The organism is Cutibacterium sp. LaCa_286 (genome assembly GCF_057198075.1).
Genome location: NZ_CP191091.1, coordinates 956819 through 973184 on the forward strand (window position 1 = coordinate 956819; position 16366 = coordinate 973184).

The 16366-nt window shown below is 62.2% G+C and carries 13 protein-coding genes; 6 read left to right on the top strand and 7 right to left on the bottom strand.

Annotated elements, in window-relative coordinates; genetic code table 11:
• Positions 1-16: 16 nt before the first annotated feature.
• The 3 genes from ACP8JZ_RS04155 to ACP8JZ_RS04165 form a co-directional block, all read right to left on the bottom strand.
• Entirely contained in the window at positions 17-1576 is a 1560-nt protein-coding gene (locus ACP8JZ_RS04155; RefSeq protein WP_484482798.1) for a YfcC family protein, read from the bottom strand.
• 395 nt (positions 1577-1971) lie between these two features.
• Positions 1972-2877 (bottom strand): carbamate kinase, encoded by a 906-nt coding sequence (gene arcC / locus ACP8JZ_RS04160; RefSeq protein WP_306516955.1) that lies wholly within the window; start codon positions 2875-2877, stop codon positions 1972-1974.
• A 15-nt stretch (positions 2878-2892) separates the two neighbouring features.
• The gene (locus tag ACP8JZ_RS04165) at positions 2893-3897 is read right to left on the bottom strand and encodes an ornithine carbamoyltransferase (protein ID WP_306516954.1); all 1005 of its coding nucleotides are present in this window, start codon (positions 3895-3897) and stop codon (positions 2893-2895) included.
• Between the two features lie 427 nt (positions 3898-4324).
• On the opposite strand from ACP8JZ_RS04165, the gene ACP8JZ_RS04170 reads away from it, so the two are divergent.
• Complete coding sequence (locus ACP8JZ_RS04170) at positions 4325-5305, top strand: DUF389 domain-containing protein (RefSeq protein WP_323459084.1); 981 nt, start codon at positions 4325-4327, stop codon at positions 5303-5305.
• A 450-nt stretch (positions 5306-5755) separates the two neighbouring features.
• Positions 5756-6370, top strand: a complete 615-nt coding sequence (locus ACP8JZ_RS04175) for a type I restriction enzyme subunit R domain-containing protein (protein ID WP_484482735.1) — start codon at positions 5756-5758, stop codon at positions 6368-6370.
• 254 nt (positions 6371-6624) lie between these two features.
• Here the strand turns inward: ACP8JZ_RS04175 and ACP8JZ_RS04180 are convergent, their stop codons facing one another.
• On the bottom strand, positions 6625-7083 hold the full coding sequence (locus tag ACP8JZ_RS04180; protein ID WP_021103296.1) for a cupin domain-containing protein: 459 nt from the start codon (positions 7081-7083) through the stop codon (positions 6625-6627).
• A 357-nt stretch (positions 7084-7440) separates the two neighbouring features.
• Between ACP8JZ_RS04180 and ACP8JZ_RS04185 the strand changes: the two genes are divergently transcribed.
• Positions 7441-8178: a hypothetical protein gene (locus tag ACP8JZ_RS04185; RefSeq protein WP_484482736.1), complete on the top strand. Its 738-nt coding sequence runs from the start codon at positions 7441-7443 to the stop codon at positions 8176-8178.
• A 555-nt stretch (positions 8179-8733) separates the two neighbouring features.
• On the opposite strand, the gene lpdA is transcribed toward ACP8JZ_RS04185, so the two are convergent.
• Positions 8734-10137, bottom strand: a complete 1404-nt coding sequence (gene lpdA, locus ACP8JZ_RS04190) for a dihydrolipoyl dehydrogenase (protein WP_484482737.1) — start codon at positions 10135-10137, stop codon at positions 8734-8736.
• 188 nt (positions 10138-10325) lie between these two features.
• On the opposite strand from lpdA, the gene ACP8JZ_RS04195 reads away from it, so the two are divergent.
• A complete protein-coding gene (locus ACP8JZ_RS04195; protein WP_316327936.1) occupies positions 10326-11864 on the top strand; it encodes a helix-turn-helix domain-containing protein in 1539 nt (512 codons plus the stop codon).
• A gap of 361 nt (positions 11865-12225) precedes the next feature.
• Here ACP8JZ_RS04195 and pdxY read toward each other — a convergent pair whose 3' ends face one another.
• Positions 12226-13311: a pyridoxal kinase gene (pdxY, locus tag ACP8JZ_RS04200; protein ID WP_306517067.1), complete on the bottom strand. Its 1086-nt coding sequence runs from the start codon at positions 13309-13311 to the stop codon at positions 12226-12228.
• A 388-nt stretch (positions 13312-13699) separates the two neighbouring features.
• Here pdxY and ACP8JZ_RS04205 point away from each other — a divergent pair, with 388 nt between their 5' ends.
• Both ACP8JZ_RS04205 and ACP8JZ_RS04210 read left to right on the top strand, forming a co-directional pair.
• Entirely contained in the window at positions 13700-14482 is a 783-nt protein-coding gene (locus tag ACP8JZ_RS04205) for a glycerophosphodiester phosphodiesterase family protein (RefSeq protein WP_484482738.1), read from the top strand.
• An 88-nt stretch (positions 14483-14570) separates the two neighbouring features.
• On the top strand, positions 14571-14903 hold the full coding sequence (locus ACP8JZ_RS04210; RefSeq protein WP_023035375.1) for an RNA polymerase-binding protein RbpA: 333 nt from the start codon (positions 14571-14573) through the stop codon (positions 14901-14903).
• 577 nt (positions 14904-15480) lie between these two features.
• Here ACP8JZ_RS04210 and ACP8JZ_RS04215 read toward each other — a convergent pair.
• Positions 15481-16284 carry a polyprenol monophosphomannose synthase gene (locus ACP8JZ_RS04215; protein WP_306517065.1) on the bottom strand — a complete coding sequence of 268 codons (804 nt, stop codon included), beginning with the start codon at positions 16282-16284 and terminating at the stop codon, positions 15481-15483.
• Positions 16285-16366 lie beyond the last annotated feature (82 nt).

Consider the following 16366-nt stretch of genomic DNA (forward strand, 5'->3'; position numbering starts at 1 on the left):
CCCCGCGAGCCACGCGTCAGAGCATGAGTGACTGGGCCACCAGCAGCCCGCCGCCCCACACCAAGACGAAGATCACCATGGGCCACACGAATCGCAACCAGTGGGAATACTTGATGTCGAGCATCTGCAGGGTTGCCATGACCAGGCCAGTCGGTGCCAGGAACAGCATGGCGTACTGACCCCACTGGTAGGCGCACACGACGACGGAGCGGGGCAGATTCACCGTGTCGGCCAGGGGAGCCATGATCGGCATGGCAAGTACGGCCAGACCAGAGGAGGACGGCACGACGAATCCCAGCACGAAGAACACCAGGAGCAGGGTCAGGACGAAGGCCGGACCGGGCATGCCGGTGACCAGGGAGGTCGAGGCCTGCAGCATGGTGTCGGAGATCAGTCCCTGCTCCAAGATGAGGTTGATGCCGCGGGCCAGACCGATGATGAGGGAGACAGCCACCAGGCTCGACGAGCCGTCGGAGAAGGCGTCGACCAGCTTCTTCTCGCTGAGCCGGTCACGCCCGGTGCGGTTGAGCAGCATGATGATGATCGTGAGTGCCAGGAAGGACGCTGCCATCTGCGGGAACCACCAGCCCCATCGGATGACTCCGACCACCATGAGGGGGAAGGCGGCGATGAACAGGACGAGGCTCACCTTGCGTCGCCAGGTGAACCTGCCAACCGTCTCGTCGGTGACGTCCATTCCCCACTGCTTGTTGAAGCTCTCCCGGTCCTGCAGGGTGTAGGAGAAGGTGGGGTCCTCCTGTACCTTGCGGCAGTACCAGCGCAGGTAGAGCACGACGGCGACCGCTCCTCCTGCCAGGCCGATGAGACGCCAGTTCATACCATCGGTGAGTGGGATACCTGCGGAGTTGGTTGCGATGGCCGAGGAGAACGGGTTGATCGTGGAGAAACATGTCCCCACCGATCCGGCGAGGAAGATGGCACCGACGACGACGATGGAGTCATACCCCATGAGGATGAATATTGGCGCGATGATGGGATAGAAGGCGACAGCTTCTTCCTCCAGACCGCAGGTGGACCCGCCGACGATCATGAGCAGGCTCACGGCCAGCACGAGGATGAATTCGTGCCCCTTGGTCACTTTCGTCAGCCGTAACAGACCGGTTTCGAAGGCACCCGTGGCCCGCACCACTCCAATCATGCCGCCGAGCACGAGGATGAAGACGATGATGTCCACGGCGTCGATCGTTCCGTTGACCATGCCCGTGACGATGTCGGAGACACCAGCGGGGTGTTGTTCCAGACGCTGGTAGGTGCCGGGGATGGCCACCGGCTTGGTGATGGCTCCGCTGGTGAAGGACTCGATGGGGATCTTCACGTGCAATCTGTCCAAGGACCCCTGGGTTGCGGGCACCGAACTCGTCTTGCCGTGCGGATTGGTGATCTGCAGCTGGGAAGCACCGGTTTCATAGGCCAGTTTGGAGTAGCTGCCTGCTGGGACCAGCCAGGTGGCGATGACGGCGAGGATCGTCAGGATGAAGAGGATGGTGAATGCCGAGGGGACGCGCAGACCGCGTCTGTGATGAGTGACCTCCGGATGGTCTGCGGGGGCGGGCACCTCGGTGTCGGGTGACTGTCCCACGGATCCTTTCGGCAGATTCCCATCGGCACTGCCTTGCTGCTGGTGGCTGTTCAGGGATGTCGTCTTGTTGCTCGTCATCGTGTCTACAGAGGCATGCTCGTCGTCATGAGGAGCTGTCGTGCTCGACTCCATCGTCGGTTCCTTCGGTCTGGATGGTGACGCACGTCGTCACCGATGGTCCCCGTCGTGGGAGACAGGGATGATATAGATACTGAGTAATTATAGAGTGGTGAATTCGATCCGCGGTTTGTCTCGCACCGCTTGCTGGTGGTGACGGTCCCAGATCGAGGGCCCGGGAGATGGTGGTCCGAGGACGGTGTCCAGCTGGCTGCACATTCTCGGACCACCAGGACTCGCTCGTGTGGTAGGGATCAGGGCTCGATGAGCGTGCCGGCTCGTCCAGCGACGATCTCGCCAATGTCCTCCAGAGAGCCGATGACGGCACGCTGCCCGGTCTTGCGGACGAATCGGCAGGCGGCGCGCACCTTTGGCCCCATGGAGCCATCGGCAAACTGTGACCTCTCGAGGTCAGATGGGCTTGCATGCTCGATACGCCGTTGTTGGGGCGTTCCCCAGTCGGTGTAGACGCCGTCCACGTCGGTGGCGATGACCATCAGCTCGGCGCCGGTCACCCGGGCGAGGATCGCCGCACACAGATCCTTGTCGATGACGGCCTGCGCACCGGTGTACAGACCCGTGGAGGAATCCCGGATCACCGGCACGCCGCCGCCTCCACAGCAGACCGGGATGATCCCGGCGTCGACGACTGCCCGGATCGACTCCGCCTCGACGATCTTGAGCGGATCGGGGCTGGCCACGACCCGACGCCAGTATTCGCCGTCCGGCTTGACTGTCCACCCGAACTCCTCGGCCTTGGCGCTGGCCTCCTGCTGGGTGTACACCGGGCCGATGAACTTCGTGGGATTGGCGAAGGCAGGGTCGTCCCCGTCGACGAGCGAGGTCGTCACCAGGGAGACGAAGTCGCGGTCGGGAAGCCTGTTGCGCAGCTCCTGCACGACCATGTAGCCGACCATGGCCTGGCTCTCGGCGCCCAGTACGTCCATGGGATACATGGGCACGTCGACATAGGCGTTGTTCTGCAGGGCGAGCAGGCCCACCTGTGGGCCGTTGCCGTGCGTGATGACGAGGTCATTGGCGTCGGCGATCCGGGCAATACGTTCAGCAGCGACGATGACGTTGCTGCGCTGATTGTCTGCGCTGAGGCTCTGCCCGCGGCGCAGCAGGGCATTTCCGCCCAGTGCGAGTGTGATTCTCATCTTCTCATCTCCGCGTCAGGACAGGGAGGAGACGAGGACAGCCTTGATGCTGTGCATGCGGTTCTCGGCCTCTTCGAAGGCGATGTTGGCGTCGGACTCGAAGACGTCCTCGGTGACCTCGATACCGTTGGCCAGGTGCGGGTACTGCTCGGCGACCTCGCGGCCGACCTCGGTCTCGCAGTTGTGGAAGGCTGGCAGGCAGTGCATGAACAGGACGTCTGGGTTGCCGGTGCGTTCCAGCAGCTTCGAGTTGATCTGGTAGGGCAGCAGGATGTCAATCCGCTCGGCCCAGGACTCGACGGGTTCACCCATCGACACCCACACGTCGGTGCACACGAAATCTGCGTCCTTGACGCCCTCGTCGACATCGGCGGTGACGCTCACCCGGGCCCCGGAGGTCTTGGCGTTGTCAGCGGCCATGTCGAGGACCTCGTCGGTGGGACGCAGCGAATCGGGAGTGACGATGCGTACGTCCATGCCGAGCTTGCTGCAGATGAGCAGCAGGGAGTTGGCCATGTTGTTGCGGCCGTCACCGAGGTAGGCAAACTTCACCTCGGACAGGGGCTTGGAGGTGTGCTCCTGGATGGTGAGGATGTCGGCGAGCATCTGGGTGGGGTGGTACTCATCGGTGAGGCCGTTGAAGACCGGCACGCCGGAGTAGTCGGCGAGGATCTGCACGTCCTTCTGCGAGAAGCCGCGGTACTCGATGGCGTCATACATGCGTCCGAGCACGCGAGCGGTGTCCTTCATGGACTCCTTGTGACCGATGTGCGATCCACTGGGTCCCAGATAGGTGACATGGGCACCCTGATCGTGGGCAGCGACCTCGAAGGCGCAGCGAGTGCGGGTGGAGGCCTTCTCGAAGATGAGGGCGATGTTCTTGCCGGTGAGTTGCGGTTGTTCGATGCCGGCGTACTTGGCCCGCTTGAGGTCTCGAGCCAGGTCGAGCAGGTAGTGCACCTCGCGTGCCGAGTGATTGTTGAGTGACAGCAGGTCTCTGTCCTTGAGGTTGAACGCCATCGTTCTCTCCTTGTCTTCCTTATGTCGCTCGCGTCAGTGTTGGTGAACGACTTCGTGTGTGGTGACGTCGCCATAGTAACGACAGGGGAGTGGATCAGAAATGAAATGCCTAGCCAGAAGGGGGTAATGAGAATATTTTTTGATCTCTGTGAATATATTTCACGTCCGAGGTTGAATATTCGTTCACGTCATGCTGAGTATGCATGGATCATTCGTGCACGACGATGCACCGCGGTGAATACTGTTTCCCAGATGGCTGGTGCGCGAAGGATCAATTTTCATCGAAGCATCTCGCAGTCATGTGCCACCTGGTGAAAAGGAGGTCGGCAGATGGGTGCATCGACGATCCGATGAGGCGGATGGGGGAGATACTGCCTCGTTCGCGAGCTTGTGTGGTGGGTCGTGACGACTGTGCCAAGATGACGCCATGATGCAGTTGCGGGTGGTCACCACCGAGGAATGCACCGATGACGTGCTGCGCCTTCTGTCGCAGGCTGAGGGAGTCACCTTTCCGCAGGTCTATCGTGGCGTCGTCGTCGAGCCACCTGGCAACGTCATCGTGGCTGGGGTCACTCGAGAATCGGCCGATCCCGTCATTGACGCCATTCGCAACCTTGGCGTGGGGGAGACCGGACTCATTGCACTCAATGAGTCCGAGACGTGGATCTCAGAGCCAGGTCTGGTGGCTGAACTCATCACACCGGGCTCGGAGGCCGACGCCATGGTCTGGCCGACGATCATCAAACGTGCCTACGACGAGTCCGAACTCAACTGGACGTTCATCAGTACATTCATCCTGTCGACGTTGCTTGCCGGTATCGCGATCATCACCGACTCTCAGATTCTCACCGTGGGGGCCATGGTCCTCGGCCCGGAGTTCGGGGCCGTGGTGGCTCTCGCCCTGGCGTTGGTGAGACGCCGCCCACACCTGTTTGCCCTGGCCGCACGAGCTCTGGCGATGGGTTTCGTGGTGAGCACTCTCACGACTGCTCTGGTGACCAAACTCGGATCCGTCATGGGGTGGCTCTCGGCCAGTTCCATTCGTGCGAACCGACGGGCCACGTCATTCATCTACCACCCGGATCGGTGGTCACTGGCCGTGGCACTCATCGCGGGAATCGTCGGTGTGTTGGCGTTGACGTCGTCACGCACCGGTGGGTTGAGTGGTGTGTTCATCTCGGTGACGACGATCCCGGCGGCAGCCAACATCGGCGTCGCGCTGGCACTGGGGGAATGGGACGAGATACGCGGCTCACTGGTACAGCTGGCCGTCAGCCTGGTGGGAATGACTGTTGCCGGGTACCTCACCCTGCAGTTTCAGCAACAGGTGTGGTCACGCCTGGCTCGACACCGGCTCAAGAGGTATGGCCGATCGGCACGCTGGGGCGTCGATCGGTACCGACCGTGAGCTGATCGGCTGGCTGCACGTGGGTCGCGATCGTTGGCGAGACCGGCTGACGTCGTTGGTGGGAATTGCTGGCGTGCTCTGGGTTTGGCTGGTGTGTTCAGGATTTGTTGCTGGTTGCATGGACAGTTGCCAGATGGTTGCACGGGCGCGCGATGCTGAGCCGCGGGTAGCTGGGCCGCGGGAACGGGTGTGGTGAAAGTTGTGGGGAAAATAGTGAGTCCTGCGCGGTGGAGTGGCGGGGAGATGATCGACGATTCAGCGCTGGGCAGGGCTGTCCAATCACGCGAAATGTCATAATGTATCTTATCGGACAACCAAGGCGAGTAGCAGGCTGCATGCGGTGAAGACCAAGGAAGCCATCGACCAATACATCGGCGCAAGGGCTACGACCACGGTGACCAGCCGATTCGTGCCCTGGTGGCGTTCAGCGGCACGGTGAGCGATCCCGACGTGCCTGAGAAGCAGTGGACCGAGGCCGAGATCAACGGGTTCTCCGCGTCCGAGCTTCCCAAGAAGTTCCACGGGGACGACTACCAGGTGCTCGTGGTTGCAGAAAAATATCAGACCGGATTCGATGAACCGCTGCTGCACACTATGTACGCCGACAAGAAACTTGCCGGGGTCAAGGCCGTCCAGACGCTGAGCCGGCTCAACCGCACGACGCCCGGCAAAGACGACACCTTCGTGCTCGACTTCGCCAACACCGCCGAGGAAATCCAGGAGGCGTTCCAGCCCTTCTACGAGGAAACCTTGGCAGAGGAGACCGACCCGAACGTTCTGTACAACCTGAGTGGTGATCTGTGGACCGCACAGGTGCTCTCCGAATCGGAGGTGGACGCTGCGGTGACTGCCTTGCTCAGTGACGATCCGGCACGCCAGGGCGAGGTGTACCGCAACCTCGACTTCGCCAAGGGCCGCTGGATGAAGCTCGATGACGAAGAAGCCGAGGAGTTCCGGGCAAAACTCAACCACTTCTGCCGCGCCTACAGCTTCCTTTCCCAAGTGATGGCGTTCATCGGCTTCGTCAGTGACACCTGGAAAGAGTTCCGAGCCGAGCATGAGTGACTCGGACGTGCGATGTGGGCACTGCTCGCCGCAGGTCTCGTCGTTCGCCGAGCTCTGCACGACCCAACCACTGCTTCCCTGTCACCGCGACATACGTGTCACGGTGTGGCGATCGCCGCGTATGGATCTCTGGGGTACGTGCCCGTTGCGGGTGTTGTGGGGCGGTGGCGTGCTGCAGCACGCCACCGCCCCAACGGTTCGCATCACACCTGTTGTCCGCTACGTTCCGGGACACAGGGGTGGCTCCAGATGACTCACTTGGGCTGGATGGTCCACTCCGGCGGGGTGTCCTTGCCGGACTTCTCGTCCGCCTCGGCGTCGGCAGCGGTCTCATGGACGATGCCCTTGGCGTGGTGGCTCGGCGCGTACACCGCGTAGACCTGCATCGGCTCGTCGCCGGTGTTGACGATGTCGTGCCACGTGCCGGCCGGCACCTGCACGGCCCAGCCGTCGCTGACGTCCTGCACGACGGTGGCCTCATCCTGGTTCTCGTTGGGGCCCAGGATGCACTTGCCCGTGCCGCCGTCCAGACGTAGGAACTGATCGGTCTCGGGGTGCACCTCCCAACCGATGGACTCCCCCACCGGGATCGACATGAGCGTCACCTGCAGGTACTTGCCGGTCCACGCCGTCGTGCGGTAGTTGGTGTTCTCCTCGGTGGCAGTCTCCAAGTCGAAGACGTTGGGCTCGGGTCCGTTGTCCACAATCTCCATGATGTGCTCCTCCCCTGTGTTGGTGGTCTGTGTGGTCTCGCTGGCGGCCTCTGGTCAAACCAACCGATGGCCGTCGGCCGTGGTCGTCATGACGTGGTGGCGATGACGACCACGGCTTGTCCCATTCTATGAGCGACTGGGTATTTCGGGTCAGGACAGGGCATTTCGGGTCAGGACTTGCGCCAACGTAGGGTTGACGTGTGACTCGTCACGTCCCGGAACCGACGCACGAGGATGTGGATCGAGCGCGTCGCAGCGTGCGACCGGACGCATCCTGGCCATGCCGCAGTACCGGTTTCGATGACGATCGGGATACATTGTTGGGGTGCATTTTGACATCCAAGGGCCTGTGGTCACGTGGTGAATGACTATCTGGTCGCGCGATCCTTCAACGTTCTCTACATCTGGATCGACGTCATACTGTTGCTGGCCTTCCTCTGCGTACTTGCGAGGACACGCCGACGTGCGGCCCTCATCGTGGGGCTGCTCGGTGGCCTCCTCTACTTCATCGTCGATTACGGGTTTTTCCACAGGATGCTTGGAACCCGCAGCGTGGTCGGGATGGGGGTCCTGCCGCTGGAGTTCTGGTTGTCGTTCAGCTACGGCATCACGAACATGGCGTGGATGTGGCTCTGGTTCGACGAGCCGGAGAACCGTTGGGAGTGGTCGATCCTCTTTCCCACCGGCTGGCTCACCAGCGCTCTGGTCAGCCAAGGAGTTGGTGATTCCTTCCACAGCGTCCAGATTGCACGTCATGTCAGCGGTTATCACGGTGTCATGGCCGTTCTCGTGCTCGTGGGGTACGGATGGCTTGCGCTGCACAACCTGCGCCACCCGGACGAGCGTCATTCGATTCGCTCGGCACTGGCCATCGGGGTCGGCATCCAATTCACCTGGGAGGCCGTGCTGATGATCTCGGGTATCCGGCCGTTGTCCTGGCGTCCACTCGTCATCGATTCCCTCATCGAGACCAACCTCGGTGCCCCCTTCATGCTGCTCATCGTGCAGGCATGGCGGGTACGTCACCCAAAGGAATTCCTGGTTCCCCTGCCTGCCGACACCGCACGATCTGCGGTGCAACGCGAATCCGTCTGAGCTGGTGCCGAGCCGGATGAGGCCCTCGGGTTGGCCAGGTTGCCAGAGCGGACAACTCACATGCCAGGCCTTGACCCGGGAACGGTACGGCTTTCGGGGGCACTGTTTCCAACAGCCGGGATTGGGTTTCAACCGTCGGGATCGTGCAGCCCGTACCCGATGAACTGCGATGGGCAACAACGCATGAACCCGGCCATCACGCGCGGGCAGCCCTGTACCTGATGGGCTGCGGTGGCGGCTCGACGTGCCCCACGCGGCGTCCCGGCAGGCTCACACGCGGCGTTCCGGAAGACACTCCCCTTGGCCTTGGCCCTGCTCCCGAGAACCGCCTCTGACGAGTGGCGCAGCACCACGAACCAGTACGGGAACGAGGGTCTGCCGGCACGTCCGATACCCCTTGGTACGGGTAGGCTCTCGATTCCGTTCAACCCATCACGATCGACTGGTTCCGAGACCCCTTGGTACCGGACCGTACAGGCAGACCTTGACATGGGGCTGCGTGTGCCGTCGGCACCACGATTGCCGCCCCGGGGATTGTCGCTTGGGGGCCGGGGATCAGATGTTGATCATCTCACCGGCAATGCCCTCGACAGCGTCCTTGATGGCCTCGGACATCGACGGGTGCGGGAAGATGTTGCGTCCCACCTCCTCGGTGGTGATGTCCCACATCTGTGCCAGGGTGAGTACCGGAATGAGGTCGGAGACGTCATGGCCGATGATCGTGGCGCCCAGCAGCTCGTTGTGGCGGGCGTCGGCAACGACCTTGACGAATCCCGATCCATCCCCCACACCCCAAGCCTTGCCGTTGGCGGAGAACGGGAACTTGTTGACCTTGACGTCGTAGCCCTTGTCCTTGGCCTGCTGCTCGGTGTACCCGAACGACGCGATCTGTGGCTGGCAGTAGGTGACGCGCGGGATCATGTCGTAGTTGATCGGCATGGTCTCGGCACCTGCGATGGTCTCGGCGGCGACGACGCCCTGGGCCTCGGCAGTGTGGGCCAGCATGAGCTTTGCCGTGCAGTCACCGATGGCATAGATGCCGTCGACATTGGTGCGCATGAAGTCGTCCACGGCGATGGCGCCGCGCTCGGTGAGCTTGACCCCGGTGGTCTCCAGCCCGAATCCCTCGGTGCGTGGGGCGAATCCGACGGCCTGCAGCACCCGGTCGGCCTCCAGCACCCGTGCATCGCCGCCCTTGGCCGGGGAGACGGTGACCTTGACCTTGTCACCGGAGTCGTCGATGGCGTCCACCTTGGTGGCCGCCATGACCTTCACACCCATCTTCTTGTAGGCGCGGGTGAGCTCCTTGGAGACCTCGGGGTCCTCGTTGGGAACCATGCGGTCCAAGAACTCCACGATCGTCACCTTGGCACCGTAGTTGGCCAGTACGTAGGCGAACTCCGTGCCGATGGCGCCGGAGCCGGCAATGATGATCGACTCGGGAACCTCGTCGGAGAGGATCTGCTCGCGATAGGTGACGACCCGTTCGGACAGCTGGGTGCCCGGCAGCGTCTTCACCGACGAGCCGGAGGCGATGATGCAGTTGTCGAAGGTGAGTTCCTCACTCACCGCTCCCCCGTCATCCTTGACGACGATGTTCTTGGGGCCGGTGAACTCGCCCCACCCGTGGTACTCGGTGATCTTGTTCTTCTTCATGAGGTAGTGGATGCCATTCACCATGCGGCCGGACACGTCACGGGAGCGGGAGTAGGCCTTGCCGAAGTCAACGGTGACATCACCTGAGATGCCGAAGGTGCTGGCCTGTTTGGTGACGATGTTGGCGAGTTCGGCGTTGCGCAGAAGCGACTTAGTGGGGATGCACCCGACGTTGAGGCACACGCCGCCCCAGTACTCCTTCTCGATGATTGCGGTCTTCTTGCCAAGCTGTGCGGCGCGGATGGCGGCGACATAGCCACCAGGGCCGGCTCCGAGGACGACGACGTCAAAGTGTGAGCTCATGGGAACAACTTTAGTGTGAGATCGGCCACTCATGTGTCACTCGTATCACTTGTGTGCAGTTCTGCTGTGAGCTGGTTTGTGCTGTGCGGTGACGCATTTGTACCGCGCGTCACCTTGGTTCATCTCGCATGTGATATATCGTGGAGGGGTTACTGAGAGTCCCCGCGATCCGTCGAAAGGAATCTCCCGTGGACAACGTCAGCCCTGCATCCGTTGGACGCCTCATCCGTGATGCCCGCAAGCAGCGTGGTCTCACCCAGCACCAGCTGGCAGAACTGCTCAACACCTCCCAGAGCGCCATCCATCGCATCGAGGCCGGCAATCAGAATCTCTCCCTGGACTACATCAACCGGATTGCCCAGGCTCTGGAGTCGCCACTGTTGACGACGCCGGGCACTGGCACGATGAACTACCTCATCGAGGGGGGTCACCAGCTCTCCGGTTCGATCGAGGTACGGTCGTCGAAGAATGCCGCTGTCGCCCTGCTGTGTGCCAGCCTCATCAACCGCGGACGTACCGTGCTGCACGGCATTGCCCACATCGAGGAGGTCAACCGCATCCTCGAGGTGCTGCGCTCCATCGGCATGCAGACCGAGTGGTCCGACGACGGCGTCGATCTCACCCTGACACGTCCTGACGAGCTGTGCCTGGACCAGATGGACATCGACGCGGCACGACGCACCCGAAGCGTCATCATGTTCCTGGGCCCCCTGCAACGCGTCTACAAGGAGTTCAAGCTGCCCTACGCCGGGGGTTGCAACCTCGGGGCCCGTACCGTCGAACCCCACCTGCAGGTGTTGCGAGCCTTCGGATTGGAGGTCGTGGCCACCGAAGGTTTCTACAACTGTCAGGTCAGTGAGGACGGCGACAAGGGCGGCGACCGGGAACGTCACATCGTCCTCACCGAGCGCGGCGACACCGTCACCGAGAACGCCTTGCTGGCCGCTGCCCAGACACCCAGTCTCACCGTGCTGCGCAACGCCAGCCCCAACTACATGGTGCAGGACCTGTGCGTCTTCCTCACCAAGCTCGGTGTGCGGATCGAAGGCATCGGTACGACCACCCTCAAGGTACATGGTGTGAGTGACATCAACGCCGACGTGGAGTACTGGCCCTCCGAGGACCCGATCGAGGCGATGAGCCTCATGACGGCTGCCATCGTCACCGACTCCGAACTCACCATCGAACGCTGCCCCATTGAATTCCTCGAGATTGAGCTGGCCATTCTCAAGGAGATGGGGCTGAAGTATGAGCTCTCCTCGGAATACCCCTCCAACAACGACTTCACCCGACTGGTCGACATCACCGTGTTCCCCAGCCATCTCATTGCGGTGGCTGACAAGATCCACCCCATGCCGTTCCCCGGCCTCAACATAGACAACCTGCCATTCTTCGCAGTGATTGCCGCGCAGGCTCAGGGCCAGACCCTCATCCACGACTGGGTGTACGAGAACCGAGCCATCCACCTGGTCGACCTGGGAAAGCTCGGTGCATCCGTCCAGCTGCTCGACCCCCATCGGCTCATCGTTCACGGCCCCACTCACTGGCGTGGCCGCGAACTGATCTGCCCGCCCGCCCTGCGTCCCGCTGTCTGTCTGCTGCTGGCCGCCCTGGCCGCCACTGGGGAGACAACTCTGAGGGACGTCTACATGATCAATCGCGGCTATGAGGACCTGCCCACTCGGCTCAATGCTCTGGGAGCGTCGATCAGCGTCTTCACCGAGTGACGCCCAGCTTTGCACGCACGGGTTGGTGATTCGCTGAGTGGTTGCTGCGAAGGCGGGTGCCTGTTTGCGTATTACGGGTTTCGGGGCAGCGGCCGGGAATCCATTGCTCCGATCAGATTCGTGATTGGGGGTGCCTGCTGGTCCCCCTTTCCCTTCCCCGGTATTTCGGGCTGTCAGCTGGTCCCCCTGGCCTCCGCTCCTTGTTCTTCCTTGTCACCTCGGGTTGCCTGCGGGTTTTCCTTGCCCCGTCCTTGTCTTTTCCTGCCACGTCATGGTGCACCTTTTCATGGGGTACCCACTGGCCTGCGGTGCATTGCCTCTCCCCGCGGCGCCGCTGGTTCGTCCGTAAAACAGGTGGTGGTCACGGGGCGAGACGACGTGTCGCAGCGCCCTCCTGAACGGTGAGCAGGTCCTGATGGGCGACGAGCGCCAGCTCGCCCGGCTCCTCGCTCTCTGAGGCGTCCGACGCGGTTGCCGACAGGACGAGCCAAGTCTGCTGGGTGGCTCGGGCCACGGCCTCGCTCAACCGTGCATTACTGTTCTTCTGCTGGCCGTGCAGCAGCCCTGCCAGCAGAAGGGCTGCGAAGAGGTCACCGGAGCCACTGAAATGCCTGGACAGTGTGGGGGTGCTGCACACCCAGACTGAGTTGGGTGTCACCGTCATCACATGGATCTGATCCTCGGGAAGATCCGTGGTTCGTACTGAGGTGACGACCACCGCACGCGGTCCGGCAACCGTGGCTCCAGATGCACGGGGTCGGAAAGGATTCTGGTCCGTCATGTGGGACGCCACGTGCCACGTTCCGGCGTGGTGTTCGGCATCGTCTCTCGCTGACCCCATGAGCGATCGCGCGGCGGCAACCACTTCGGCACACGTGGGCATTGGGTTGTTGTCTCTCCGGGTACCGGTTGCAGCCGTGTCCCCCGAATGGCTCGTAGTCCCCAGGCAGTTCGCAAGTCCCGGATGATCCGTGAGCATTGCGAGCTCGAAAAGGTTCGGTGTGATGATGTCCGCAGCCGGGACGACGAGCTTGCGCATCATCTGCACCACACCGTCGCTGACGTAGCAGCGGCCGTCGTCACCCATGACCGGGTCGCACAGGTAATGTCCTGCCCCTCCCCTGACGCGGATCTGCTGGACGGCATCAACGACGACTGGTCCGCTCGCTTCGGTGAGGTACCCCGACAGGACGGCGTCGCACCGCTCGAGAAACCCGTTGTGACCCAACGATCGCAGTATGGCACGAAGATCCTGGGCACTCACCGGAATCGATCCCACACGCGGGTAGCCGTTGTGGTTGCTGAGCACTGCTGTGGGAAACGAGATGACCTCGATCCCATTGCGCTGCAGCGGGAACACGGCAGCGCCGTTGCCGACATGCCCGCCACACACCTGGCTCTGGGCCGACAGAACTGTGGGAGTGGCGAGTTGGGAGAAGGATGCCATGCTCCGATCATGGCATGTGTGTTCCAAAACGGCCTGACTGCCACTCCATGTGGCAGACGGGCGTATACGAACCATGTTTTCCACGGCGGAGGATAAGCCTGGTGATTCCTACATGGCGTTGCAGTGCAGGCAGATTGTGCGCAGGGTGAGGTGCCTTGGCCTTGATGGGGTTTTGGTTGGTGTGGCATTCGTGTTCGGAATCGTCCGTCCTGCCACTCCGCGTGGCAGATGGGGGCATGTGAAGCATGATTTCCACACGACCGCGATGGAGGCATGGTGCTCATGACTGGGGGATCTCGACATGAGGTGCCAAAAGTGTGTCAGCGATGCAAATCCGCAAAAGCCGCGCAACCCCACATAGGGAAGCTACAGGTGGAAGAATCGGGCCATGCGTGCACGTGACCTCCCCTTCTTCAACTCTGGATTCGTCGCCATGGCACATCGCGGTGGTGCTCAACTTCCGGAGAACCGTGGCAAGGAGAACACCCTTGCTGCGTTCGCGCATGCAATGGATCGTGGCATCACTCATCTGGAGACCGACGTCCAGGTGACCAGGGACGGTCATCTCGTCACCATGCACGATCCGGTTCTTGCCCGGGTCACCGACGACGACCACGGCGTCGTCGCCATGCTCACCTTGGTTGAGCTGCGCGAGGCCACCATTGACGGTGAACCCATCCCCACTCTCGACGAGGTGCTCGACACCTTTCCAGACGCCTACTTCAACATCGACATGAAGGCTCCAGGTACCGTCGAACCGCTCGTGGCAGCTCTCGCTCGTCATCACGCGTGGGACCGGGTGTGCGTGGGTTCGTTCAATCCGCGAAGGCTCACCGCATTCCGGCGTCTGGTGGATCGTCCGGTGGCGACGGCCGTGGGGCCGGTCGGGGTGGCGTCCTCGTGCCTCACCCATCGGCCCACGGCTCATGCGCCGCTCGGCGTCGTCTACCAGATGCCGTGGCGCATCAAGATGGGGTCTCGTGAGATCGATCTTGTGACACCGTCATTCCTTCGAGCTGCACACCGGGCTGGCAAGCTGGTGCAGGTGTGGACGATCAACGATCCCGGCCAGATGGAACAACTCATTGAGATGGGCGTGGACGGCATCATCACTGATCGCCCCGACGTCCTGCTCAACGTCATGCGCCGGTGTCATGTGGTTCGAGTGTGAGGGGTCGCCTGCCATGAAGGGTGGTTCTCTGCCATGATGGTGAGGGTACGGTGCCAATCACCGACATCGTCAGCGAGAGGAGCATGTCGTGGCTGATCGGGCTCTGCGAGGCATGGGACTGGGGTCCAAGAGCTTTGAGGACGAAGAGGGCGTCGAGATGGCTGAGCGGCAGGAGGTCGGTTTCGACTGCGCCAACGGCCACCACTTCGAGATCACCTTTGCCATGGAAGCCGAACTGCCGAGCCTGTGGGAATGCCCACGTTGCGGGGCAGAGGCCACCCGCAGCGATGGGACCGATCCTGAGCGCAAGGCTCAGAAACCACAACGTACCCATTGGGACATGCTCACCGAGCGGCGCAGTATTCCTGAGTTGGAGGAGCTGCTCAACGAACGGCTCGAGGAAATCCGCAAGAACGACTGATCCCGCGTCACGACTGTGGAGGAGAAGATCACTCCGCCACGCAACTGGCGTGGCGGGACCTCTGCCTCGTACCTGTGAACCACGGGCCGGTCAGGCCAGGGCTGGCCAGTTTTGTGCTCGTGACCCAAGACGTGTCCACCACGGCCTTGGGCTCACCTTCCTGCGACGCCTTGGCCCGTGACCCCACGATCGGTACCCTGTGGGGCTCGGCCCACGGGTCCACCATTCTCATACAGCCTGAACTTGTCCATTGCGACCCCGCTACGACATTCTCCGACATCGTTGCGAGGAGCGTCCATCACGCAGACCTTGCCTTGATGGCGGCTCGCATTGATGGTCATTGGTTTCGGTGTGCCGCCATGTGAACGACCAGACCTATACGGATCTGATGACGCACGCGACGCCACACAGCCACGTGGTGCCCACCCATGCGTTGTCCCAGAGCCCGTCCGGAGGCTCAACCGATGCAGGCTCAATGTTCCGCTGCCGCGTGCACGAGCCTCATCCTTCCGGAGGTCACGTTCAGAGAGACCCAGGATCCCGTGGTAGGGCCTGGGTCATACCACGGGACCGATTGTCAGCGTCGGAATTGCTTGATGACCTCACTCGCCTTGCCTGCAAGCTTGTCCGCCACGTGACTCACCTGCTTGGCCCGGTGCTCCACACCCCATCTGGTGGTCTGGGCCATGGCCTCGACGACGATGTCCTTGCTCATCTTGGACGCCCCACGTTCGCGTTCGACGAAGGTGATCGGCACCTCGGCGACGACCCCTCCGGCCTTGAGGACGCGCCACGTCATGTCGAGCTGGAAACAGTAACCGGCCGAGTCGACCGTCGCCAGGTTGATCGTCCTCAGCGTTGAGGCGCGGAAGGCATTGAATCCGCCGGTGGGATCCTTGACGTCGATGCCCAGCATGAGCCGAGTCCACGCCCCTCCCCCACGGGAGATGAACTCGCGGCTCTTGGGCCAGTTGACGACTGACCCGCCAGACACGTAGCGCGATCCCTTGACCATGTCGGCATGCTGCAGAGCGGACAGCAAGGCAGGCAATTGTTCGGGCTGATGGGACAGATCGGCATCCATCTCCACGAGCACGCCGTAGTCGTGCGAGAGCCCCCAGTCGAATCCAGCCAGGTAGGCGGCCCCCAGCCCCTCCTTACCCTTGCGGTGCATGACGTGGACGTGTTCGTCTGCGCCGGCGAGCCGATCGGCGATCTCACCAGTGCCGTCAGGGGAATTGTCGTCGGCAATGAGCACGTGCACCTGCGGGTTGGCGGTCCGCAGTCGCGATGTGACGGTCTCAATGTTTTCTGCCTCGTTGTAGGTGGGGATGATCACCAAGACCTCTCCCAGGTCTGCACCCATCGGTTCGCCGGCCATGACACTCCCATCTCTGGACCGTTGAAATACCCCTCAGCTTAGCGTCTACGCGGTAGGGCGGGCATGTTCGAGGGAAGGTTCA